This is a genomic window from Chitinophagales bacterium (genome assembly GCA_017303835.1).
In the GTDB taxonomy this organism is placed as follows: Bacteria; Bacteroidota; Bacteroidia; order Chitinophagales; family Chitinophagaceae; genus JAFLBI01.
In genome coordinates, this window is sequence record JAFLBI010000001.1 from 1,722,586 (window position 1) to 1,743,932 (window position 21,347).

Here is a 21,347-nt window from a genome sequence, read left to right on the forward strand (position 1 = left end):
TTATGGACTTTTTTAATGAGAGAATCCGCCCTACTGTTGGCCAAAGCCGCAAGAAAGGCGGATTAAATTATTCCTTTTCAGGGAGTTAGATCTTACTTGGCATGCTCTTCCAGGTAAGCTACAGCCTGACCTACAGTAGTAATGGTTTCAGCTTGCTCATCAGGGATAGAGATATTGAATTCTTTTTCGAATTCCATGATCAGTTCAACGGTATCCAAAGAATCGGCACCGAGGTCGTTGGTGAAAGAAGCCTCATTGGTTACTTCAGCCTCATCAACACCTAACTTGTCGACAATGATTTTCTTAACTCTTGTTGCGATGTCTGACATTGTAAAAGGTTTTGTTACAGGCGCAAAAATATAGTTTTTGTTCAATTCGCAAGGGTTTACCCAATTTTTGTTTGCACACCTTGAACACTAACAAATATTAGCTTTTCTATGCCATTTTGGCCTGTTTTTTATAAATCATCATTATCTTACAAATCCCTAAACCCAAGCTATGGCCCTTAAGATCATCGAACACGGCAGTAAAGAATACCGCCAGATGGTTGACCTGCGTTTTCAGCTGCTCAGAAAGCCGCTGGGATTGGATTATACGGCCGAGGACCTGGAAAAAGAAAAAGAGGATATCCTGATTGGCATTTTTGATGAGGATTTGCTCGAAGGCTGCTGTATTTTAACCAAAATCGCTCCCCAAACCGTAAAACTCCGGCAAATGGCCGTTAGCTCTGGTTTGCAAGGAAAGGGCATTGGACGCGTACTCATGATGTTTGCTGAAAACGTTGCCCGGGATAGAGGCATGCGCCGGATGGTGATGCATGCACGTAAATCAGCTGTCGGGTTTTATGAAAAACTCGGGTACAATATCTGTAGTGAAGAATTCCAGGAAGTAACCATTCCGCACTACGAAATGGAGAAAGCCCTCTAATCTTTCTGATCTATTTTCTGTCTCAGCAGGGCCCGCAACTCATGGCGGAATGCCTCGCTCATGCCCTCTTTAGGTACCAAAAAGAAGGACTTGTCATCAAAATACAGGTGGAAGAAATGCGGACTTTCGAACCACTTGCTGAATTTACCCCAGCCCCAGTTGATATAGCCACGCTCATTTTCTAGTACCATTTCATGATCCCCAAAAAAAGCGATAAACCGATCCTGAAATGTAGATGAACGCCTGTAAATGGTATTGGGCAGGATAAACCAAAATGCAGCTACCATCAATAACCAAATAAGTGAGCCCAGCAAAAAAGGTTCCGGCCTGATCTTCTGCATGTAAAACAAGACTGCAGAAACAATGGCAAATACATTCACCAGAATAATCAGAACGCGTATCTCAGGTCTTTGTATAAAATGATAACGCAAAGCCTGTAAGACTTTGCGTTTATCGTATTGAAAGCTGTGTTGCATGATGCAACAAAATTAGTTGTTTGACAGCTCTTTCCAGCTCACTGACCATTGATTAATCAAATCGCCCTTCAAGCCAAGAAACTCCACTTTCAGGGTTCTGTTAATGCCAGTACCGGAAAAAGAAATACGGGCATAATTCTGCAACTTATCTACACCTACTACACGATACGGGTTATCTTTTTCCGGACCACCGAAACTATGCGTACCCGATGTGAGCGGCGAAGCCGTGATATCATACAGCGGATAACTACCGGGTCTGTTCACTTTGATGATCTCGCTATGGTGACGATCACCTGTCAGGAATACTACCCCATTGATTTTATTATCGGTTAAGAATTGAATGAACTCATTGTACTCGGCAGGAAATCTGCGGAAGCAGTCATAAGGACTAGCAGGGTTTAATACCTGTGAGCCCGTAGCAATGATGCGGAATCGGATATTGGCATTGGTTTTACTTTGCAACAAAGCATTTTTCAACCATGTGATTTGCTCTTTACCAAACATCTGCTTTTCTGGATTGGGTTTGCCATTCACACTATCAGCCATATCATCGTTGCTGCGGTATGAACGATCATCCAAGAGAAAAACATCCACATCATTCCAAGTGAACTTTGAATAAATGCCCTCGCCGTTATTCCCATAAGAAGGATTCAGCCAAAAACTCTTGAATACTTCTCTGCTTTGCTTTTTGAAAGGATAACTCATATCGCCGTCATTCCAGCCATAATCATGATCATCCCAGATGGCATAGTGTGGCATGGCTTTCCATAAATCCTGCAGCACAGGCATGCTTCTATCACGCGATGCACGTTTGTGTAAACCCCACTCGCTATAATAATCCACTTCACGCGTATACCAGTTATCACCCAGCCAGAGCATGAAAGCTGATTTTTCTTTCGCCATTGTTTGGAAGATGGAGGAGTCTCCACCATAAGGTCTGCCAGGTCTATCGTAAGGTGGTTCATTGAAATAAGCACAACTGCCTGCAAGGAATGAAAAATCAGGGGCCGGACCTCTCCACTGCCAAAGCGTTTGTGTCGTAACATCCCCTGTAGCGATGATCTGTCTGTCTTCAGATACCAGATCGTAGGTATAGGTAGTACCCGGCTTCAGGTCGTTGAGTTCATAATAAGCAATATTGAAGTATGGATTCTGACCAGGATACACAAAAGCCACTTCTTTTTCAGTACGTGTACCTTTCTCTCTGTAGAGTACCATCACATTTCTAACTTCTGGCTTAAACTCAACCCAGATTTTCGCTGAACGCAATTCTGTGTGCCCTACCATGGGGCCAGAAACAATGTATCGGTCGCGCTGCGCCAATAAACCTATATTCAGCAAGAGCAGCATCCAAAGCAATAGAACACGCATAAAAAAGTTTTAGAGACTAAAGTTAGCGACTAAACACGAGGGTCTACCTGCTTAATAAAAACATCATAGGAATATCCAGTCTTGCCGCCCATGCTTTTTCCGAATGATCGGTTCCCGGGAAAACACGGCTCATCCAGTTTCGCTTCGACCATCCCTTATTACGCATTAGCACATCTACCCTAACCTGATGAATCGCGTAGAGACTATCCAATGTAGTGGTACCATGATCAAAATAGAGCTTATGCTTGCGCTTATCCGGCAGATTTGTTTGCAGATAAGCTATAAATGCATCAGGAATGGGGTTCATATGGTTGTTAAATATGCCTGGCCAATGCGTAGATAAACAGGCTGCACCGCCAAACACATCAGGATATTCACAGATCGCATACATGGAAATCAATCCACCCATACTAGAACCTGCAATGAAGGTATTACTGATATCTTTTTTCGTCACATATTGCGCATCCACATAAGGCTTTAGTTCCTTCACCAAAAATTTGAGGTATTCATCAGAACGAATACGCATACCATTGAAAACAGACGCACCACTGGGTCTGTTCTTTCCATACAATGTATCCTGAATAGCTTGAGGCAAAGACTCAAATGGTTTTTGCGGAAAATAGTCCACATGTCTGCTTGCACCACCATTCCATACACCAACAACAATTGTATTACGAATTTTTCCTTCCTGCATCAACTGGTGTAATGTTTCATCTACACGCCAGTCTTGTTTATTCCAGGTAGCATTGGAATCAAACAACATTTGCCCGTCATGCATGTAGAGCACTGCATGCGGTGTTTTTCCATCATAAGTGCTCGGTAACCAGATATCAACTTTTCTGGCACCCATATACTGAGAAGGAAAACTATCTATGCGAATAAGTCTGCCGGCAACTACTTTTGGCAGTTGCGCTTCAGCAAAAAAATGCATGTACAGCAAACATGCGCTTATCCAAAAAAACTTCTTCATACTGATTTGCTTTCCACCTGTTTCAAGGCCAATGCAGCAATAGCCAGATACCAGAAAACTGGTGTATAATAAAGATAGAGATAAGGCACATCAACCAGCGTATAAAAAACCGTTATGGCCAGCGTGGCTATAGCCAACTCCATATTCGCGATTGTTTGTTTCCGGTAAAACCAATACATCTGCACTGAAAAAAGCAAGGGCATGCCAAAACCAAGTATCAGCAAAAGCTGGTGTTGCAGTACAATTTTATCCGGACCAAATACTGCGGCCATTCCTGGTGTATAACTGAAGTATTCCGGATGTTCCTGCCAAACACGCGCGGCATGCTGTATATAGGTGCCCGGTATGTGCAGCATTTGCTCAAATGGTGCAAGACCAAAACAACAAATGGTGAGCAAACAACAAATCAATACTGTTAATGCAGTTCGAATTAAAACTTGCCACTCTTTTTGCAGTACCCACCAAAGTAATACTGCGGGCACAGCTGTAATGAGGACGTACCTACTCAATAAACATGCACTAATAGCAAGACCTAACCAGACAGGTCTTCGATAAACGATAGCAAGAACAAGTAAAACATGGTATGCAATTACCACCCCTTCTTCTGTAAGTCGAAAAAGATTATTACGCTCCTCTGTGTGTAACCACCAGAGTAAAACAGAGAGTACTGCTAATACCAACCAGATACTGATGCTGCGAAAACGACCCGACTGCAAGACAATCACAATAACCCCAATCCAAACGCCACCAACAGTTACCCAACGCAAATCAAAATGAAAAATGTCTGCCAGTGTAAAGGGCAACCACATGGCGGGCAGATAAATTGGTTGAATGCCATTCCATATCTCGGCAATTGGCGTATACACTTCTTGCCAATGACCTGCCAGAAAGCGTTTACCCATTACATGAATAATGGGCAGCATATCTGCATGCTCAATAGAAAGCGGCGTCTTATTTAAAATAGTTCTAGCTAATTGATATGAATAAACCATTCCTGCGAACAAGAGCACCCATTTCCATGGATTCATCCAGACACGGGGATTGGTGTGTATACTCAATGCTGGTTGTTGTACCAATAGGGCGGTAAACAAAAGCCCATTGAGGCAGAATAACACTGGTATTCCTGCTGACCATGGTAACCAAAGTGCATAGGTAGTAAGGCAGATCTGTGTGGCTGCAATCAACAATAAAAGCCATGGTCGGAATTTCCCCATGGAGTGAAATTACAGCAATCAGGGCCTGCTTTCCAAAGTGTGCATGACAAAGTCTTTGCGCCGCTGGCTGATGGGAATACTAAAACCACCCTCCAGGATAAGGGCACCCCCATCTGTTTTATCGTACAACTGGATATGCAGTGGGTTTACGAGATAAGAATGATGGGTTCTGATAAAGCCCATAGGGGTAAGCATTTCTTCATACTCTTTCAGGTTCTTCGAAATCAGGATAGGATCATTCTGTTTTGAAAAGAATCTTGTGTATGGACCCTCGGCCTCACAAAATAAAATATCTGCAATACGCAGGAAATAAGTTGATTGCTTATCATTCAGCACCAGTCTTCTGTCTGCATCACGGTTACCCGAAATCATTTGCATCATTACACCAATCTGTGCCTGCAAATCTGCATGCTGTGCTTTTTCACTTGCTTTCTGTATGGCTGCGCGAAGTTCATCCAGATCAATAGGCTTTAATAAATAATCCAATGCACTGAACTTGATGGCCTGTAGCGCATACTGATCATGAGCAGTGGTAAAGATCAATTGAAAAGTAGGTGCTGCTATTTGCTTGAGTAAATCAAACCCGGTTCCATCATCCATTTCAATATCCAGCAAAACAATATCCGGCTGCGCTTGATGAATCACCTCTAACCCTGCCTGTACACCATCAGCTTCCAGAATTTTTGTTCCGGGTGTACACACGGTTTCAAGCATGGTTCTAAGTCCTTTTCGCAGAGCAGCTTCATTTTCAACAATTAGTACTGTAAGCATAGCATCAAATATGCCCTGAAAATACTGATTGTACCGGCTGAGCTTATAAATCTTTTCAATTACTACTTGCGCCTGAATAAGTGATGCAAAAAAGCCAATAACTGAAATTGATTTGCTGCAGTTATGGACGTAAAAGGGCTTAATGTTCAGGCAGCATAGCAAACCGTTAAAATACACATTCCAGCAAGTCATGAACCAATAATTTCATTAAAAACACCAGCATGCGCATGACATTATTGTTACTGGCAGGAATCATTGCCAGCGTTTCTTTATCTGCTCAATCAGGTGGCAGAAACGGAATGAGTAGAGAAACCTTGATGGACGGATCGAAAACAATTAGCGAGTTACTTGAGAAACCCATCTTATTCACCAAGGGTAAATTTCAATTAGCAGGAAATGATGCCAACAATGATAAAGCAGCTTTGGCAGCGCTTGCCCAAAGTGATGCAGTAATCAAGGAGTATCAAGGGAAAATGGATGTATTTCTTAAAGAAAAAGCACCCAGTATGCTTTTGAAGAATGCGTACAATAAAGTCATCAGCAATGTAAAGGGCGCTGCGTTTGCTATTAAAGATGCTGCATCTGGCATACAGACAGGACAAAACTATGCATACTTACTTTATGTACAGGATTTATACCTGTATCAAGCTTATATCAGCAATATGGTGAAAGTATTTCCAGAATCCATTGAATTGCAGGATCAACTGGAAAATATCAATAGCGCCGTGCAACAATATGGTAATAAGCAGGCTTTCATGGCGAAAATGCAACAGAACAAATTAGACTACCTCAAAAGTCTCAAACTGTCAAAAGCCGGCATGACTGATGCCAAACTGGAGAAAACCATTAAGGAGCAATACGAGAAATGGTTTGAGAATGCCAAACTCACTGTTACCAAAGTGGTGATTACTTCAACCGTGTGGACATTGGAAAAAAATGTACTGGATATTCCTTTACACAGAGAAATCACCGCCCAGTTGGCGATTAAAAATGCAGATGGAAGTTGCGGCATTGCCAGCACCTACGTTCGGGAAACTTATATGGGTGGCGGACAATACAGTGCGCCAACCGTAATCATGCCAAACAGTCCAACTGTAATTCCTTGTGAAAACCTCAAATAAGTAATGATGCTACTAAAATACTTTGCTCTACTGATTTTATTGCTAACCAGCCATATTGCAAGTGCGCAATTTGAAACGCGCGGCGGAAGCAATAAAAGCAGTCCTGATTTTAACCCTTACGCTAAAGCACTTGGCGAGGAAAATGTTACCAAGCGTACTTGGAATTTCATGCGCTTATTCACCAAACCTGAGCTCAACTTACAGCAATTTGAATTACCTCCTTGCGGTGATTATGTAACTTTATCGAATACTCGCATCGGCCAATTCAATGCCTTTGTAGATGAATTTATCAAAGGCCCAAAAGATGACAAGAAGATAAAAACGGACCAGCCCTTGGTATATAAGCTAGTCAGAAATTTTACCGATGAAATGCAGTACTCCATCAAAAGATTGGAGAGCATGGGTGCGCCAACAACAGGCATGGAAGCACCTTTGGAGCAGGATGTCTGCAGAGCTAAGGGACTTATTCAACAGATCAAATCTGTACAAGCCTACTTGGCAGCTGTACAAAAAGTTTACCCGGATTCCAAAGGCATAGACGAAGTACTGGCTTCAGCCGAACCTGTATTGCAACAGTTAAAAGATGATAAAGCAGTTCTGGCACATGTACGCAAAAACAGAAATGCTAATCTTGTTGATGTACTTATGCCAGCAGCAGTTGGTAACAATCCTGAATGGGAGAAGCTTTTCAAAGAACATTTTCAGAAAAAATATCCGGGTTATACCTATATCAAACAAGCATTAACCAGTGCTGATTGGTTTGTCAAGAAAAATGAAATCTCTAACCAACCGGAATATAGACAAACAGGTACCATTATCGCTGCTAAGGCACCGGATGGTAAATGCAAACTTATCACCATTGATCTCTATCAATACTTTCAGCAGGGAAAGTACGCGCATATCGACTTTGAACAGAAGGATGAAAAACCGATCCTATGTGAAAAGCTATAGTCGCAATCCCCCAAGCAGATGTGCGCATAGGAGTCCTTCTGGACTCCTTTTTAATTACTTGAAATAACGTACCTGCATTTTTTTAACTGCAGTTATCCCTTGCTGATGAATATGCAGTTTTTGTAATGGTTCATGCGGAAAAAATATTTGTGTCATACTGGTTAATCCATCATCAGCAAATAACTCCACTGAAGCCTGATCAAAGATGAGTTGAATCTCTGTTTGGCCTGTTTGCACAAACCGGGGCGCTATTGCTTTTATGGGAAAGTCCTGATGAAATGCTGTTTCACCGGTCTTTCCTCTGTCGAGATAAAATAGTTGCTTACCTGCATCATACCCTATTAACAGGGTATCATTTGCCGCAGAGCTCAGACTGATCTGCCAATCCTCTTTGGCTGATGCAGCAATATCCAACTGAAATGTATTTCTGTTAAGCATTATTGGCTTTCCCTTTTTAAAAGAAGGCAGCAGATCAACAGGCTTATCTGCGTATTGCAGCAAATTTTGAACAGGTGTATTCGCTACATACCAACGGCCCTGCACCTGTTTAAGTGCTAAGTTCCTCGGAATGGTCATGGCACTTCGCCAGGTAGTTGTAGGGACTATATTAGCATAAGACCAGTTACTCATCCAGCCGATGAAGATTCTTTCTTTTCCTGTGTTAGACCAGGTAACACCTGCATATTCATCGGGGCCATAATCCAGCCACCTGGTGATGGTATCATATGGCTGAAAATCTTGCCCGTTGAAACTGCCCACAAAATACTGTGTCGCTGACCCTTTGTTTGGCCCACCGGGGTTCAGGTTCACCAATAAGACCCAGTGTGTTCTTCCAGCGTGCTCCATCGGAAAAAGATCAGGACATTCCCATACCCCACCATGTGCACCCATTGTTTTCCCAAACTCAGACAGCTTATGCCACTCCTTCAAATTCTTTGATGCATAGAATCCAATATGATCTTGTACAGCCAAGGCCATGATCCATTGCTTTGTATGCCGGTGCCAAATAACTTTAGGATCGCGGAAATCACGGATGCCCGGACTCCTTAAAACTGGATTTCCGGAATACTTAGTCCACGTTATGCCATTATCCAAACTATAGGCCAAAGCCTGATGCTGAAAACTGGCGCTGCCGGCTTTTTCTGCTTGGTCATCATGATAAGTATAGATGGCAACAATTGGTATTTGTCCATGCTTACCAAAGCCGCTTGTATTCATGCTATCCACCACAGCACTGCCGGAGAAGATCATACCCAATGAATCCGGATACAAAGCAATGGGTTGATGTTGCCAGCGAATCAGGTCTTTGCTGGTTGCATGCCCCCAATGCATGGGGCCCCAGACAGCAGCTTCTGGATTATGTTGATAGAATAAGTGATAGACACCATTGGCATAAAACATACCGTTGGGGTCATTCATCCATTTGGCAGGAGGCGTAAAATGAAATTTTGGACGATAGTTAGTATCGCGCTGCGCGAACACATTTATTGACAATAACGCTGCACATAGAACCAGCAATGAAGCAAGTCTTTTTGTGTATTGCATAGTCCGATTATTTTCCGATACAAAACTTACTAAAGATATAATCCAACTGATCTTCGTGTGTAATCTCTCCGGTGATTTCACCCAGATAGTGAAGCGCCCTTCTGATATCCAAAGCCAGCAGATCGCCTGGCAGCTGATCGTCCAGCCCTTGCAACACTTCATTCAAAGCAGTGTATAGTTTTTTTAATGCATCTAGGTGTCGTGCATTGGTTACCACTGTATCATCCATGCTGACTGAGCCATCTAAAACTGTATCCACAAGGGCTTTCTTCAACGCAGTAATACCTTTACTGGTTTTTGCAGCAATAGACAAAACAGTTTGTTGATAGGCAGTTGCCTGAATATCAGTTTTATTGGCCACCAGTAAATACTGAATGGATTTTGCATCCAGATCGGCAACAACCGTATTTAATTCAGCTTGTGTTGTTTCAGCTGCATCAAACAAGTAGATTACCAAATCTGCCTGTTGCATTTTCTCCAGACTTCGCTCCACTCCAATGGTTTCAATCACATCGCTGGTATGTTGTCTGATACCTGCTGTATCAATCAGCCTGAAGAGAATACCATCTATATTCAATACTTCTTCAATCGTATCGCGAGTAGTGCCGGAAATATCACTCACAATGGCTCGCTGTTCATTCAGTAAAGCATTGAGTAAAGTAGATTTACCCGCATTGGGTTTACCAATGATGGCCACACTTACACCCTGCTTGATCACATTACCTAATTTAAATGAATCAATCAGCTGGGTAGTTGTTGTACTCAACTGCTGAATGAGTTGATATAATTGGCTACGATCAGCAAATGCCACATCTTCCTGAGAAAAATCCAGCTCTAATTCAATTAATGCTGAGAATTGAATTAACTGATCGCGCAACACTGCAAGTGTATTTGAGAAACCACCACGCATGTGTTTGATAGCATGTTGTCTGCTAGCTTCTGTATTACTAGCGATCAAATCAGCAACGGCTTCCGCCTGTGCCAAATCCATTTTCCCTTTCAAAAAAGCACGCTGCGTAAACTCACCGGGCTTGGCCATTCTGGCACCGCCATCAATAATAGCCTGCATCACTTGCTCCTGTACAAAAGGAGAACCGTGGCAACTGATTTCCACCACATCTTCACCCGTATAAGACTTTGGTGATTTGTATAATGACACCACCACCTCATCCAATAAAAGATTGTCCTTCTTCAGCAATCCTACATGTAAAGTATGCGATGCTTGTGCAGCAAGATTCTTAGATGGAAAAAGTGTATTGACAATATCAATGGCCTTTGCACCACTTACACGCAGTACACCAATAGCACCGATACCGGGAGGTGTTGCTAGTGCCACAATGGTATCATCCCATCCGCCGAGTTTATGTGCCAGGCTATTCATGGGCTCAAAAGTAAACAAAATGCCCGCCCAACGACGGGGCAGGCATGTTCTGCTTACATCTTACATCATCACTAAAAACTATTTTATTCCTGAACCACCATAAAGATGATGTTCTGCTTATTGCGGAAGATCACATTACGGCCGTTCTGGATAGCAGGCTTCCAATTGGGTCCTTTGGCAATGATGCGCACAGCTTCTTCAGCTGTACCATAGCCCGGATCATTTTCGGCTTTTACCTGACTAATATTGCCATGTTTATCTACGATAAATGATACAACAACTACATATTTACCGGGAGGTGCACCATTTTCAATAGGCAGGTCACGGTTTAGGTTACGTTCCAGATAACGATTCCATGCATCAAAACCACCAGGAAATTCAGCGGGAATCTGTACGGATGTAAACACCTGATCATAATCTTCTTCTTTCGCTTGGGGTGCTTCAACAATACCAGTTCCTTTTTCAATGGGTGGAGCAACAATACCGTCGTCTTTCGCACCTTCCTGATTAATGGTACCGATCTTGGTATCTTCCAGCTTCGCTACTTCTCTGATTTCGTCTTGCTCCTGCACTTCTTCATCTTTCACGATAACCGGTGGTGTAAACTTGGTGATTTCAACTTTAGGGGGCTCTTGCTTGGGTGGAGGCGGAGGTGGCAATTCCGGCTTTTTCTCTTCCTGCTTCAGGTCTTGCAATTCAACGTCCTGCACATACAGTTGGGCTTCATTCTTGATGAGCATATTTTTAGGTATACTGTTGATGCCCACAACCAGTAAGCAAACCATAACGGTTGATACCAAAGCGCGAGTAAGTCTTCTTTCGTAAGTGGCTCTTAGTTCGTAGGCGCCATACTCTTTATTCCTGCCATCAAAGATGATGTCCAGGAGATTGGCGTTCATAATTTTGTTGGCTTCCATGATGATGTAAGTTTAAAAATGCCGGAAGCCTGCGAAAACATGGTTTGTCGTGTTACGGCAAGCTTCCGTTAACGATGTTTCGCACTGTAAAATGACAAAATCCCTTCCTGTTATGGAAGGGATTTCATCATTGACAATTCAATTCTTTTTCCTTATATTTCTTAGTCTTCAGAAACTACGAAAGTGATACTTTGTTTGTGGCGGTAAATTACGTTACGACCATTCTGAACGGCTGGTTTCCAGGCTGGGCCTTTTTTCACCACACGAACAGCTTCTTCTGAAGTACCATAACCCGGATCATTATCAGCTTTTACATCACTGATACCACCGTTTTTATCAACGATGAATGATACGATTACAGTGTATTTGCCGGGAGGTGCACCGTTTTCAACAGGCAAATCGCGGTTCAGGTTACGCTCAAGGTATCTAGTCCAACCCTGCAGACCTCCGGGGAATTCAGCAGGAATCTGTACAACTGTAAATACCTTATCGTAATCTTCTTCCACTTTTGGTGCTTCAACTACACCGGTACCTGTTTCAACAGGAGGAGCAACAATACCTTCATCCTTAGTACCTTCCTGGTTGATGGTACCAATCTTGGTATCTTCCAGTTTCTCCACTTCCTTGATTTCTTCATCTTCCTTCACTTCCTCATCTTTTACGATTTTAGGAGGGGTGAATTTGGTGATTTCCACCTTAGGTGGTTCCTGCTTAGGCGGAGGAGGTGGTGGTGGTGGTTCAGGCTTTTTCTCGTCCTGCTTGATATCCTGCAACTCCATGTCTTGAACCAAAATCTCAGCTTTGCCTTTCTTGGCAGCACCAGAGATAAAGGAACTCAGCAGGAGCAACAGACAGATGATCACGGTACCGATCAGCGCATAAGTAATCCGCTTGTTGTAGGTTTTACGGAGCTGGTAAGCGCCATAATCCTTATGCTTGCCCTCGAAAATGATATCGAGGATGTCGGCGGTGAGGATCTTATTTGTTTCCATGTACTTTGTTGATTTTTACTAAGATGCGGGCTCGCAATAATTCCACAAATTAATTTGCTGCTATCCCCGCCGCTTGTGTTTTTTCGATCAAAACGCTTTCAATATCTGAGATATCCACCAATGCGTATTTTTTACATACGTTGATCGTCATCTCATCCAGTATATCCACCACATTTCTGTAGGTGCAATCCTTATTAGGCTTGATGATCACGACGAAATCCTTTTCGTTGGTACGGGATTTCTTATCCATGATCACAGAACGTATTTCCTTGAAATTGGAAGTCTTGAAGTTATTAGCATCTACTGCCAACTGACCTTCATAATAGAATACGTTATTATCTGCGCCCAATAAGAGGGTGAGTACTCCAGATTCTTTCGCTTTGTTCTGATCCTCGGGCTTATCAGCATCCTTTGGCAGGAAAAGCTTCATAGCCGTAGGCTGGCTCATCGTAGTGGTGAAGATGAAGAAAGTAATCAGCAGGAAACCCAGATCCACCATTGGGGTAAGGTCTACCCTGGTAGAGAGTTTTTTCGCTTTTTTGACCCCTGGTCCTTTCTTATGTCCACCCCCACTCGACGAGGTATCCATTTCTGCCATAGCGGTAAGTTTTTTTCGTGAATAATCAGTTTACTTATTCTTCTCTCTTTTCACCAGACATGCTGCGTTTCCACAGTTCAGAACCGGTTGGTACACTTTCAGGATTGGTAATCATCTGAAACTTCAGGAAGTCGTTCTTCTTGAATGCATCAATGACATTTTTGAAAGCAGGATACTTGGCCATGTTATCACCTTTCAATAACAGGTTCATTTTCTGACCCTGATAAGATGAATTCACCAGTTGCATCCATTCTACTAACTCATTCTGGGTGCTGTCTTTACAGGGGATACCTGGGAGGTTTCCGCCTTTACGCTGCTCTTCTGGAAGAGAGAGAAACTGTGCCAAACCGCTGAAAGGAGCACCGAAGAAACCAGCTTTCTTGAAAGCCTGTACATTCAGGTTAAGTCCTTTTGTTTGGTTCAGGGTGTTGGCGATAAATTCCTTTTTCTCTTCGTCGTCCATCGTCAGGAATACCTTACCATCTTTATCGATAGTGATCAACACGAGGTCCTTTTCAGGGGCTACTTTGGCCGCAACAGAGTTGGGCGTAGTAACCGCGATTGCTTCAGCCGGCTTGAACTTGGTTGTCAAGATAAAGAATGACAACAGCAGGAAAGCCACGTCGCACATCGCCGTCATGTCGATATTGGTACTCTTGCGAGGTAGTTGCGCTCTACCCATTATTGTTCGTTTTAGATTTCATTAATTAGATTCAGATTCTGCTTAATTCCACAAAAAGCCTTGGCTTATTTGTAGTTAGCAGCGAAGCTCTGAGTCAAAGTGAAACCTGATTCATCAATACCGTAAGTGATTTCGTCGATACGAGTAGTGAACACGTTGTACATGATGATCGCAACAGCAGAAGTACCGATACCCAAAGCTGTGTTATACAGGGCTTCAGAGATACCTTTTGATAATTCACGTGCTGCTTCACCACCGCCTTCGTCACCGAGTTTAGAGAATGAACGAATCATACCCAATACGGTACCGAACAGACCCAACAGGGTTGCTACTGAAGCGATAGTAGACAGGAACACCAGGTTCTTCTGCAGCATAGGCAGTTCAAGCGCTGTTGCTTCTTCTACTTCTTTTTGAATATTCAATACTTTTTGTTCTGTAGTCAGTTCTGTGTTAGAGATCATCTCTTTGTACTTACGCAGACCGCTCTTCATTACATTACCTACAGAGCCACGCTGCTTATCGCACTCAGCAATTGCTTTCTCTACATCCTTGTTAGCAAGGTGGAATTGTACTTTGCGGATGAACTCAGCATTGTTGCCTTTACCGGCAGCTTTTGAAATGGTGAGGATACGCTCAATTACGAAAGTTACTACTACCAGGAAGTTGGCAATCAATACAGGTACAACGATACCACCTTCATACATCTTGTTGAATGCACCTTTAGGACCCTGGTGGTTAGGCCAAAAACCGCCTTTAGGATCAGGATTCGTAAATTCAGCAGGATTACCCAGCACAAATCTCCAGATTACATAGCCTAATACGATACAGGCAATCGGGGCAATCGTAGCAATCAGGTTACTGCTCTTCTTAGGTTGAGCGTGTGCAGAAGAAGCACTCTTGGTTGCAGCTGCAGGAGCAGTTGGTTTTGTTTCAGCCATTTCAGTTGATTTTAGTTTTTAAAATTCTGAGTGTTTAAAAAATAAAGTCCGCAATTCTACTGAAAAAAACAATCTGGAAACACAGTCTGCCAAACGAATTTTTCCATCGAAAGGGGCTCCCAAATTAGGTATTTTCCTGAAAGCAGCAAATTTGATTTGATGATTTGATTGATATCAAATCGCTTTAGCGGAAATTTCAGGCAAACAGCTTAATTTCAAACGTTTGCAAGGTGGGATAGCCTTTAGCTATTTACCGTTTATCAAAAGATGGGATAAGCACAACCTTTAAGGGACTGACCTGTTTATCTTTATCCAATTCATCACATTCAAAAAAATAAAACTGCGTATGAAAAAGATGCTTGTAGCAGCTGCGATGGCCGTTTCTGCCTACGCTTTTGCTCAACAGCCTCCTAGAAACCCTCAGCCACAAACGCCAGCACCAGCTCCAGCCGGAGGTGCTAACGGCGCTCCAAACCTGAGCAATTTTGCCAATATGCTGGGCGGTCAAAGATCAGCAAGCCCAAGACCTTTCAAAGAGGTAATTACAGATAAGGCAAAGACACAAAAGGGACTTTTTACAGTCCATAAGGTTGACGATAAATTTTATTTTGAAATTGCTGACTCATTGCTCGGCAGAGAAGTACTTGCAGTAACACGTTTTGCCAAAGTACCAACTGGTGCAGGTTATGGCGGTGAACTGGCTAATCAGCAAACCATCACTTTCGAGAAAGGTCCAAGCAACAACATCTTCATGCGTGTGGTAACACTGGTGAATGTTGCAGAAGAAGATCAGCAAATTTTCAAAGCAGTTTCTAACTCTAACGTTAATGCAATTGCTGCTGCATTCCCTATTGCTGCTTTCGGTAAGGATTCAACAAGTACAGTTATTGATGTTACTGAATTTTTCAAAAGCGATAACCAGGCTGTCAGCATTAACCCTCGTGCCAAGCGTAACTATAGCTTGAACGCTATTGCACAAGACAGATCGTATATCTCCAAAATTTCTACCTACCCCATCAATACAGAAATCCGTACAGTGAAGACCTATACTTCTTCACCTTCTATCGGCGGCATCAGTATTCCTGGCTTACCTGGTGGCCCTGGTGGTGCCAGCTTGCCTGCAGCAAATGATGCAGGTGCTGTAACGATGGAAATCAATACTTCACTGTTATTATTGCCTAAGAAGCCAATGGAGCGCCGTATCTACGATCGTCGTGTTGGTTTCTTTGCTGATGATTTCACACGCTTCAGTGATGAGCAGCAGAAAGTTGAACGCGTTCAATTTGCTGTTCGTTGGAGACTAGAGCCTAAAGATGGTGAGTGGGACAAATGGACAAGAGGTGAATTGGTAGAACCTAAGAAGCCAATCATTTATTATATCGATCCTGCTACACCTAAGCAGTGGCGCAAGCACCTGATTGCTGGTATCAATGACTGGCAAGCAGCTTTCGAAAAAGCTGGTTTCAAAAATGCCATCATGGGTAAAGAGTGGCCAGAGAACGACAGCACCATGAGCATGGAAGATGCACGTTATTCTGTGGTTCGCTATTTCGCTTCTGATATTGAGAACGCTTACGGTCCTAACGTACACGATCCACGCAGTGGTGAAATTCTGGAAAGCCATATTGGTTGGTACCACAACGTTATGAAACTGGTACACGACTGGTATATGGTACAGACTGCAGCAGTTGACCCAGGTGCACGTAAAATGAAATATGATGATGAACTGATGGGCGATTTGATTCGCTTTGTATCCTCACATGAAGTTGGCCATACTTTAGGTTTGGCACACAACATGGGTAACAGCTCTAAGACACCTGTTGAAAAACTGCGTGACAAAGCTTGGGTTGAAGCCAATGGTCATACTGGTTCTATCATGGACTATGCACGTTTCAACTATGTAGCACAACCTGAAGATAATATCAGCCGTAAAGGTTTGTATCCACGCATTGGCGACTACGATAAGTGGGCCATTAAGTGGGGCTATGGTTATATCCCGGGTAGCAACGAAGAAGAGACTGAAAAGAACAGCAGCAAAATGGTGACTGCAGCACTGAAAGAAAATCCACGTCATTGGTTTGGTACTTATGAGCGTGGTAACAGAGCTGATCCACGTAGCCAGAGCGAAGACCTGTCTGATAATGCAGTAAAAGCTAGCGAGTATGGTATCAAGAACTTGCAGCGTATTATCAAAGGTTTACCTGAGTGGACTAAAGAAGAAGCTGATCAGTATGAGAACCTGGGTACTATGTATGTTCAGTTGCTCGGTCAGTTCCGTCGCTATGTTGGCCACGTAACTGCTAACGTAGGTGGTGTGTATGAAACATTCAAGACAGCTGATGAAAACGAAGCAGTATATGAAATCACACCTAAGAGCAGACAAAAAGAAGCTGTTGCATTCCTGAATAAGCAGGTGTTTGAAACACCAACTTGGTTGATTGATAAGAATATCTGGAATAAAATCAACAACCCAATTGCCAACGATCCTGTTGTTGGTTTGCAGGAAGGCGCAATGTCTGGCTTAGTAAGTGCAGACAGATTAAATCGTATGCAAATCAGTGCTGAGCGTTTCGGTCTTGACAAAGGTTATACACCAATGGAAATGCTGAACGATGTTGAGAAAGGTATCTTCAGTGAACTGAGCAGCAAGAAGCCAATCGACTTCTACCGCCGTTTAGTACAGAAGAGCTATGTAGACAAGCTGGTTAACATCCTTACTCCTGCTGCTGCTCAAACTGTTTCAGTACCTGGTTTTGGTACCTTAACAGTGGGCACAGATACCCGTAAGAGTGATGTACCTGCAATCGTACGTGCTCAACTGGTAGGCCTGCGCAACCAAATCAACGCAGCTGCTGCCGGCACAACAGATAAGATGAGCAAAGTGCATCTGCAAGACCTGTCTGAGAAAATCAAGCAGGCTTTGGATCCTAAATAAATTCATCGGTTGAATTGTTAAAAAGCTCCGGTTTCTTGCCGGAGCTTTTTTATTGATGCATCTTGCAATAGCAATTGTACTATGAGAAAATACCTACTTCTATCCCTTTTGATATTTGTCTGTATTACAGGCAATACACAAGCCAGAATTATTTACGGTTATCTGAAAGACAGCCTTAGTGGAAAGCCTGTTGCACTAGCCAGTATCACCAATACGGTAACCAAACAAACTGTGGTAAGTAATCAGGATGGTAAATTCCGCATCAATGCAAGTGCAGGACATATACTTTCATTCGCAGCGGTTGGCTATGGATTTGACACAACCTTACTGGGCTTAGATTTTAAAGACACGATTTATGTTCGGATGCAAACCTTGGGCAGACAATTGGCTGATGTAACTGTTGTAGCCAATAAAAAATGGAGCCGCTATCAATTAGACAGCATACAACGCAGGGCAGAATTTTTGCAAGCTGTAGGTGGTGATTATAAGATTCCCACTTTTGCTTTATCGAATTCCGGCGCAGGTCTGGGTTTTAATCTCGATCGATTTTCTAAACATGAAAAGCGGAAGCGAAAAGCATTTGAATTCTTTGAAGACCAAGAACAGGAAGCGTATATCAACTACTATTTCACAAAGGAAATTGTACAACAATACACGGGACTAACAGACGAGAAATTACATGCATTTATGCAAACACACAGACCCTCGTATAAGTGGTTAAGAAAATTTCATACAGAGGAAGATCTCAAGTATTACCTGAATGATCAGCTGAAAATATTCTTCGGCAGAAAATAATTATTCGTAACGCAGGGCTACAATCGGATTGAGCTTAGCCGCTTTCATTGCAGGATATAGACCAGCCAGCAAACCTACAACCGTACAGATGATAATACCAGTTACTACCCATCCCCAAGGGATAAGGAAGCCCGTACCTAATACTATACCAAAGAGATTGCCGACCAATACACCGAGAATGATACCAAAAATTGCACCCAGCAAACTAATGATCATACTCTCGAATAAGAATTGCTGACGCACATTACTGCGCTTGCCACCAATAGCTTTAATCAACCCTACTTCTTTGGTTCTTTCATTTACCGCTACAAGCATGATATTCATCAAACCGATAGCTGCACCAATCAAAGTAATCAAACCAATCGCACCTGCAGAACCCGTAATACTGCTTAAAAAGCCAATAAAGAGTTCAGCGAACTTATCACTCTTCTCTATTACGAAATTATCATCATCAATTGGTTGCAATTTGCGCACTGCTCTGAACGCCGCAGTAGCTTCACCAATAGCAGGCTCTAATTCATTCACATTCGCCACCATCACACCCATCATATAGCTTGGCGATGATCTGGCTAGTCTGTTTACATTTCTGTACGAAGTAATCACCACATCATCCTGACGCAACATCGCGCTAGATCCTTTAGCCTTCAATAAGCCTACTACGCGATAAGGAATGCTACCTATTCGAATGACTCTATCTAAACAACGTGACTTATCTGCCCCAAATAATTTACCGGCTACATTATCTCCCAATAAGCAGACGTTTCTACCACTATTCACATCCAGCTTATTCAAAGGACGACCTTCCTGAATACTGTAACCACTTACGGCTAGATAATTTTCATCGCCACCCCAAACTGTAATCTGAGGATTGGTTTTCTTGTCTTCATAACGCAATTCCTGCGCACCCGGACCTCTTCTGTAAATGCTGACTGTTGATGGAAAATTGTAATTCTCCTGAAACATTTCTGCTTCTTCCTGGCGAATGGGTTTGCCCAAATTAGACTTCTTCTCCTTTTTGCCTTTCTTCTGCTTCTGCACATCAGACCCATTACCACCAAAACGTACACGTGACTCCTTAAAACGAATATTAAAGGCATTAGCACCCATGGAGGAGAAACTCTCTTTCAGACTTTGGTTCATTGCCTCAATGGCTGTAATAATGCCAATTAGTGCCATGATACCAAAAGCAATAATCGCTACTGTAATACCTGTACGTAGCTTATTGCTGCGCACGGTACGCCATGCGAGCAGAAAAGAGTCACCAACACTCATCTGATTCTTTGCCATTGGCATAAAGATAGCAGAGATTAGCCGCCAAAAGGCGGAAGATTGTGAGGAGCGGTCTGAACCGCGGCAATTACGGTAAACAGCTTAGAAATAGAACCAGCCCAAAACGGTTGATGGCGCTACACCTACCAGTATTACCAATGCCGCCATAAGGCCCAACATGAATTTGAAACCGCCGCTGAGCGGGGCTGTTTCAGGCTGTCCTTCTTTGAAGTACATGGATTGGATAACACGGAAATAGTAGTAAACACTTACAGCCGCAAACAATACTGCTACCACCACCAGCCAGATAGCGCCGCCGGCTTTTACCACAGAAGCCAGCATAAAGTATTTCGCAAAGAAACCAGCTGTGAGGGGAATACCAGCTAAAGAAAGCAGGAATATGGTTGCTGCCAATGCTACCAGAGGTTCGGCTTTTGCAAGTCCGTTAAAGCCATCAAAAGTATAGTCTTTCATCTTGATGAGCACTGCAAAAATGCCAACTGTAGCAAGGCTATATGCAACTGCATATAGGATCAAGCCTTCTTTGGCCATATCGTTCATACTCCACAAAGCAAAGAGCATAAAACCTGCTTGCGCGATTGAAGAGTAAGCCAGCATACGCTTCACGCTTTGCTGGAATACAGCGGTGATATTTCCAATAAGTAAAGTAGCAATGATGACGATGGATAAAACAATCTTCCAGGTTGGGCCAAAAACATCAGCGCGTTCCAGGAAGATGCGCAAGAATGCAAAGAAGCCCGCAGCTTTTACAACAGTAGCCATAAAGGAGGTGAACACACTTGGTGCACCATCATACACATCTGGCGTCCAGAAATGGAAAGGTGCAGCAGATACTTTGAAAGCCATGGCCACAAAGATCAGGAGCATACCACCGATTTCAAGGAAGGATGCTTTACCGCCCAGATAAGAAGCCCTTACAGGTACAAGGTTGAAATTACCATTGGCACCATACACCAATGCAATACCCATCAATAAGATACCTGTTGAGAATGAACCCATCAGGAAATATTTCAGCGCGGCTTCATTACTTTTCAGGTTACGCTTATCAGAACCGGTAAGGATAAACAATGGAATTGTCATGATCTCTACACCAAGGAAGAGCATGAGCAATGAGTTGAAAGAAGTAAGGATAGATACACCGGTCAGTACAAAGAAAATCAACGCGTGGTAATCCGCAGTGTTATTACCTACTTGCTCCATATCTCTCGCGCTCAACAACACATACAACAAGGTTGCAACAAAACAGATGGTATTAAAGAACAAACCAAAACGCTCAAAGCTCAATAAACCCTTTACCTCTACAGGGATGGTGTAGAAGCCATAGGTCTGCATAAGGTTGGCTGTAATCAGTAGCAGCAGCCCTGCTATAGAAAGCAGGCGCAGGGTTGATTTATTCTGAAACAGGATGCCGCCAAACATCATGACTACACCCATTAAAGCTGAAACAATTATTGCATTCATATCAATCTGCGC

The 21,347-nt window shown here is 43.0% G+C and carries 20 protein-coding genes; 5 read left to right on the forward strand and 15 right to left on the reverse strand.

Features of this window, described 5'->3' with window-relative positions:
• Positions 1-92: 92 nt before the first annotated feature.
• On the reverse strand, positions 93-329 hold the full coding sequence (locus tag J0L83_07920) for an acyl carrier protein (GenBank protein MBN8664482.1): 237 nt from the start codon (positions 327-329) through the stop codon (positions 93-95).
• A gap of 169 nt (positions 330-498) precedes the next feature.
• Here J0L83_07920 and J0L83_07925 point away from each other — a divergent pair, with 169 nt between their 5' ends.
• Positions 499-927, forward strand: a complete 429-nt coding sequence (locus J0L83_07925) for a GNAT family N-acetyltransferase (GenBank protein ID MBN8664483.1) — start codon at positions 499-501, stop codon at positions 925-927.
• Here the strand turns inward: J0L83_07925 and J0L83_07930 are convergent.
• From J0L83_07930 to J0L83_07950, 5 genes are read right to left on the reverse strand one after another with little or no spacing between them, the layout of a single operon-like run.
• Complete coding sequence (locus J0L83_07930) at positions 924-1,403, reverse strand: YcxB family protein (protein MBN8664484.1); 480 nt, start codon at positions 1,401-1,403, stop codon at positions 924-926. The two genes, J0L83_07925 and J0L83_07930, sit on opposite strands and share 4 nt — an antisense overlap.
• Before the next feature lie 12 nt (positions 1,404-1,415).
• Positions 1,416-2,774, reverse strand: a complete 1,359-nt coding sequence (locus J0L83_07935; protein MBN8664485.1) for an alkaline phosphatase D family protein — start codon at positions 2,772-2,774, stop codon at positions 1,416-1,418.
• A gap of 43 nt (positions 2,775-2,817) precedes the next feature.
• Positions 2,818-3,744, reverse strand: coding sequence for a hypothetical protein (locus J0L83_07940; GenBank protein MBN8664486.1), 927 nt, complete (start codon positions 3,742-3,744; stop codon positions 2,818-2,820).
• The gene (locus tag J0L83_07945; GenBank protein MBN8664487.1) at positions 3,741-4,958 is read right to left on the reverse strand and encodes a hypothetical protein; all 1,218 of its coding nucleotides are present in this window, start codon (positions 4,956-4,958) and stop codon (positions 3,741-3,743) included. The genes J0L83_07940 and J0L83_07945 overlap by 4 nt, the downstream gene beginning before the upstream one ends.
• An 18-nt stretch (positions 4,959-4,976) precedes the next feature.
• The gene (locus J0L83_07950) at positions 4,977-5,729 is read right to left on the reverse strand and encodes a response regulator transcription factor (protein MBN8664488.1); all 753 of its coding nucleotides are present in this window, start codon (positions 5,727-5,729) and stop codon (positions 4,977-4,979) included.
• A gap of 221 nt (positions 5,730-5,950) precedes the next feature.
• Here J0L83_07950 and J0L83_07955 point away from each other — a divergent pair, with 221 nt between their 5' ends.
• Both J0L83_07955 and J0L83_07960 read left to right on the forward strand, forming a co-directional pair.
• On the forward strand, positions 5,951-6,850 hold the full coding sequence (locus J0L83_07955; GenBank protein ID MBN8664489.1) for a hypothetical protein: 900 nt from the start codon (positions 5,951-5,953) through the stop codon (positions 6,848-6,850).
• A 3-nt stretch (positions 6,851-6,853) separates the two neighbouring features.
• Positions 6,854-7,801: a hypothetical protein gene (locus tag J0L83_07960; protein ID MBN8664490.1), complete on the forward strand. Its 948-nt coding sequence runs from the start codon at positions 6,854-6,856 to the stop codon at positions 7,799-7,801.
• A 54-nt stretch (positions 7,802-7,855) separates the two neighbouring features.
• Here J0L83_07960 and J0L83_07965 read toward each other — a convergent pair whose 3' ends face one another.
• From J0L83_07965 to J0L83_07995, 7 genes are all read right to left on the reverse strand, one after another.
• Entirely contained in the window at positions 7,856-9,346 is a 1,491-nt protein-coding gene (locus J0L83_07965; protein ID MBN8664491.1) for a glycoside hydrolase family 32 protein, read from the reverse strand.
• A gap of 7 nt (positions 9,347-9,353) precedes the next feature.
• Positions 9,354-10,727 (reverse strand): tRNA uridine-5-carboxymethylaminomethyl(34) synthesis GTPase MnmE, encoded by a 1,374-nt coding sequence (gene mnmE, locus J0L83_07970; protein ID MBN8664492.1) that lies wholly within the window; start codon positions 10,725-10,727, stop codon positions 9,354-9,356.
• A gap of 83 nt (positions 10,728-10,810) precedes the next feature.
• Positions 10,811-11,644, reverse strand: coding sequence for an energy transducer TonB (locus J0L83_07975; GenBank protein MBN8664493.1), 834 nt, complete (start codon positions 11,642-11,644; stop codon positions 10,811-10,813).
• Positions 11,645-11,805: 161 nt separating this feature from the next.
• The gene (locus tag J0L83_07980) at positions 11,806-12,636 is read right to left on the reverse strand and encodes an energy transducer TonB (protein ID MBN8664494.1); all 831 of its coding nucleotides are present in this window, start codon (positions 12,634-12,636) and stop codon (positions 11,806-11,808) included.
• Positions 12,637-12,685: 49 nt separating this feature from the next.
• Positions 12,686-13,234: a biopolymer transporter ExbD gene (locus J0L83_07985; GenBank protein MBN8664495.1), complete on the reverse strand. Its 549-nt coding sequence runs from the start codon at positions 13,232-13,234 to the stop codon at positions 12,686-12,688.
• 34 nt (positions 13,235-13,268) lie between these two features.
• Positions 13,269-13,916, reverse strand: a complete 648-nt coding sequence (locus tag J0L83_07990) for a biopolymer transporter ExbD (protein ID MBN8664496.1) — start codon at positions 13,914-13,916, stop codon at positions 13,269-13,271.
• 65 nt (positions 13,917-13,981) lie between these two features.
• Entirely contained in the window at positions 13,982-14,854 is an 873-nt protein-coding gene (locus tag J0L83_07995; GenBank protein ID MBN8664497.1) for a MotA/TolQ/ExbB proton channel family protein, read from the reverse strand.
• A gap of 346 nt (positions 14,855-15,200) precedes the next feature.
• On the opposite strand from J0L83_07995, the gene J0L83_08000 reads away from it, so the two are divergent.
• The gene (locus tag J0L83_08000) at positions 15,201-17,789 is read left to right on the forward strand and encodes a zinc-dependent metalloprotease (protein MBN8664498.1); all 2,589 of its coding nucleotides are present in this window, start codon (positions 15,201-15,203) and stop codon (positions 17,787-17,789) included.
• 81 nt (positions 17,790-17,870) lie between these two features.
• Positions 17,871-18,584: a hypothetical protein gene (locus J0L83_08005; protein ID MBN8664499.1), complete on the forward strand. Its 714-nt coding sequence runs from the start codon at positions 17,871-17,873 to the stop codon at positions 18,582-18,584.
• On the opposite strand, the gene J0L83_08010 is transcribed toward J0L83_08005, so the two are convergent.
• Complete coding sequence (locus tag J0L83_08010; protein MBN8664500.1) at positions 18,585-19,856, reverse strand: ABC transporter permease; 1,272 nt, start codon at positions 19,854-19,856, stop codon at positions 18,585-18,587.
• Positions 19,857-19,955: 99 nt separating this feature from the next.
• On the reverse strand, positions 19,956-21,335 hold the full coding sequence (locus J0L83_08015; protein ID MBN8664501.1) for an NADH-quinone oxidoreductase subunit N: 1,380 nt from the start codon (positions 21,333-21,335) through the stop codon (positions 19,956-19,958).
• Positions 21,336-21,347: the final 12 nt, after the last annotated feature.

What these genes read in the sequence shown, in the direction of transcription:
- J0L83_07955 (MBN8664489.1), top strand. Translation starts at nt 5,951, where the DNA reads ATGCGCATGACATTATTGTTACTGGCAGGAATCATTGCCAGCGTTTCT.
- J0L83_07990 (MBN8664496.1), bottom strand. Translation starts at nt 13,916, where the DNA reads ATGGGTAGAGCGCAACTACCTCGCAAGAGTACCAATATCGACATGACG.
- J0L83_08005 (MBN8664499.1), top strand. Translation starts at nt 17,871, where the DNA reads ATGAGAAAATACCTACTTCTATCCCTTTTGATATTTGTCTGTATTACA.
- J0L83_07980 (MBN8664494.1), bottom strand. Translation starts at nt 12,636, where the DNA reads ATGGAAACAAATAAGATCCTCACCGCCGACATCCTCGATATCATTTTC.
- J0L83_07940 (MBN8664486.1), bottom strand. Translation starts at nt 3,744, where the DNA reads ATGAAGAAGTTTTTTTGGATAAGCGCATGTTTGCTGTACATGCATTTT.
- J0L83_08015 (MBN8664501.1), bottom strand. Translation starts at nt 21,335, where the DNA reads ATGAATGCAATAATTGTTTCAGCTTTAATGGGTGTAGTCATGATGTTT.
- mnmE (MBN8664492.1), bottom strand. Translation starts at nt 10,727, where the DNA reads ATGAATAGCCTGGCACATAAACTCGGCGGATGGGATGATACCATTGTG.
- J0L83_08010 (MBN8664500.1), bottom strand. Translation starts at nt 19,856, where the DNA reads ATGAGTGTTGGTGACTCTTTTCTGCTCGCATGGCGTACCGTGCGCAGC.
- J0L83_07925 (MBN8664483.1), top strand. Translation starts at nt 499, where the DNA reads ATGGCCCTTAAGATCATCGAACACGGCAGTAAAGAATACCGCCAGATG.
- J0L83_07945 (MBN8664487.1), bottom strand. Translation starts at nt 4,958, where the DNA reads ATGGGGAAATTCCGACCATGGCTTTTATTGTTGATTGCAGCCACACAG.
- J0L83_07960 (MBN8664490.1), top strand. Translation starts at nt 6,854, where the DNA reads ATGATGCTACTAAAATACTTTGCTCTACTGATTTTATTGCTAACCAGC.
- J0L83_07985 (MBN8664495.1), bottom strand. Translation starts at nt 13,234, where the DNA reads ATGGCAGAAATGGATACCTCGTCGAGTGGGGGTGGACATAAGAAAGGA.
- J0L83_07975 (MBN8664493.1), bottom strand. Translation starts at nt 11,644, where the DNA reads ATGGAAGCCAACAAAATTATGAACGCCAATCTCCTGGACATCATCTTT.
- J0L83_08000 (MBN8664498.1), top strand. Translation starts at nt 15,201, where the DNA reads ATGAAAAAGATGCTTGTAGCAGCTGCGATGGCCGTTTCTGCCTACGCT.
- J0L83_07920 (MBN8664482.1), bottom strand. Translation starts at nt 329, where the DNA reads ATGTCAGACATCGCAACAAGAGTTAAGAAAATCATTGTCGACAAGTTA.
- J0L83_07995 (MBN8664497.1), bottom strand. Translation starts at nt 14,854, where the DNA reads ATGGCTGAAACAAAACCAACTGCTCCTGCAGCTGCAACCAAGAGTGCT.
- J0L83_07965 (MBN8664491.1), bottom strand. Translation starts at nt 9,346, where the DNA reads ATGCAATACACAAAAAGACTTGCTTCATTGCTGGTTCTATGTGCAGCG.
- J0L83_07935 (MBN8664485.1), bottom strand. Translation starts at nt 2,774, where the DNA reads ATGCGTGTTCTATTGCTTTGGATGCTGCTCTTGCTGAATATAGGTTTA.
- J0L83_07950 (MBN8664488.1), bottom strand. Translation starts at nt 5,729, where the DNA reads ATGCTTACAGTACTAATTGTTGAAAATGAAGCTGCTCTGCGAAAAGGA.
- J0L83_07930 (MBN8664484.1), bottom strand. Translation starts at nt 1,403, where the DNA reads ATGCAACACAGCTTTCAATACGATAAACGCAAAGTCTTACAGGCTTTG.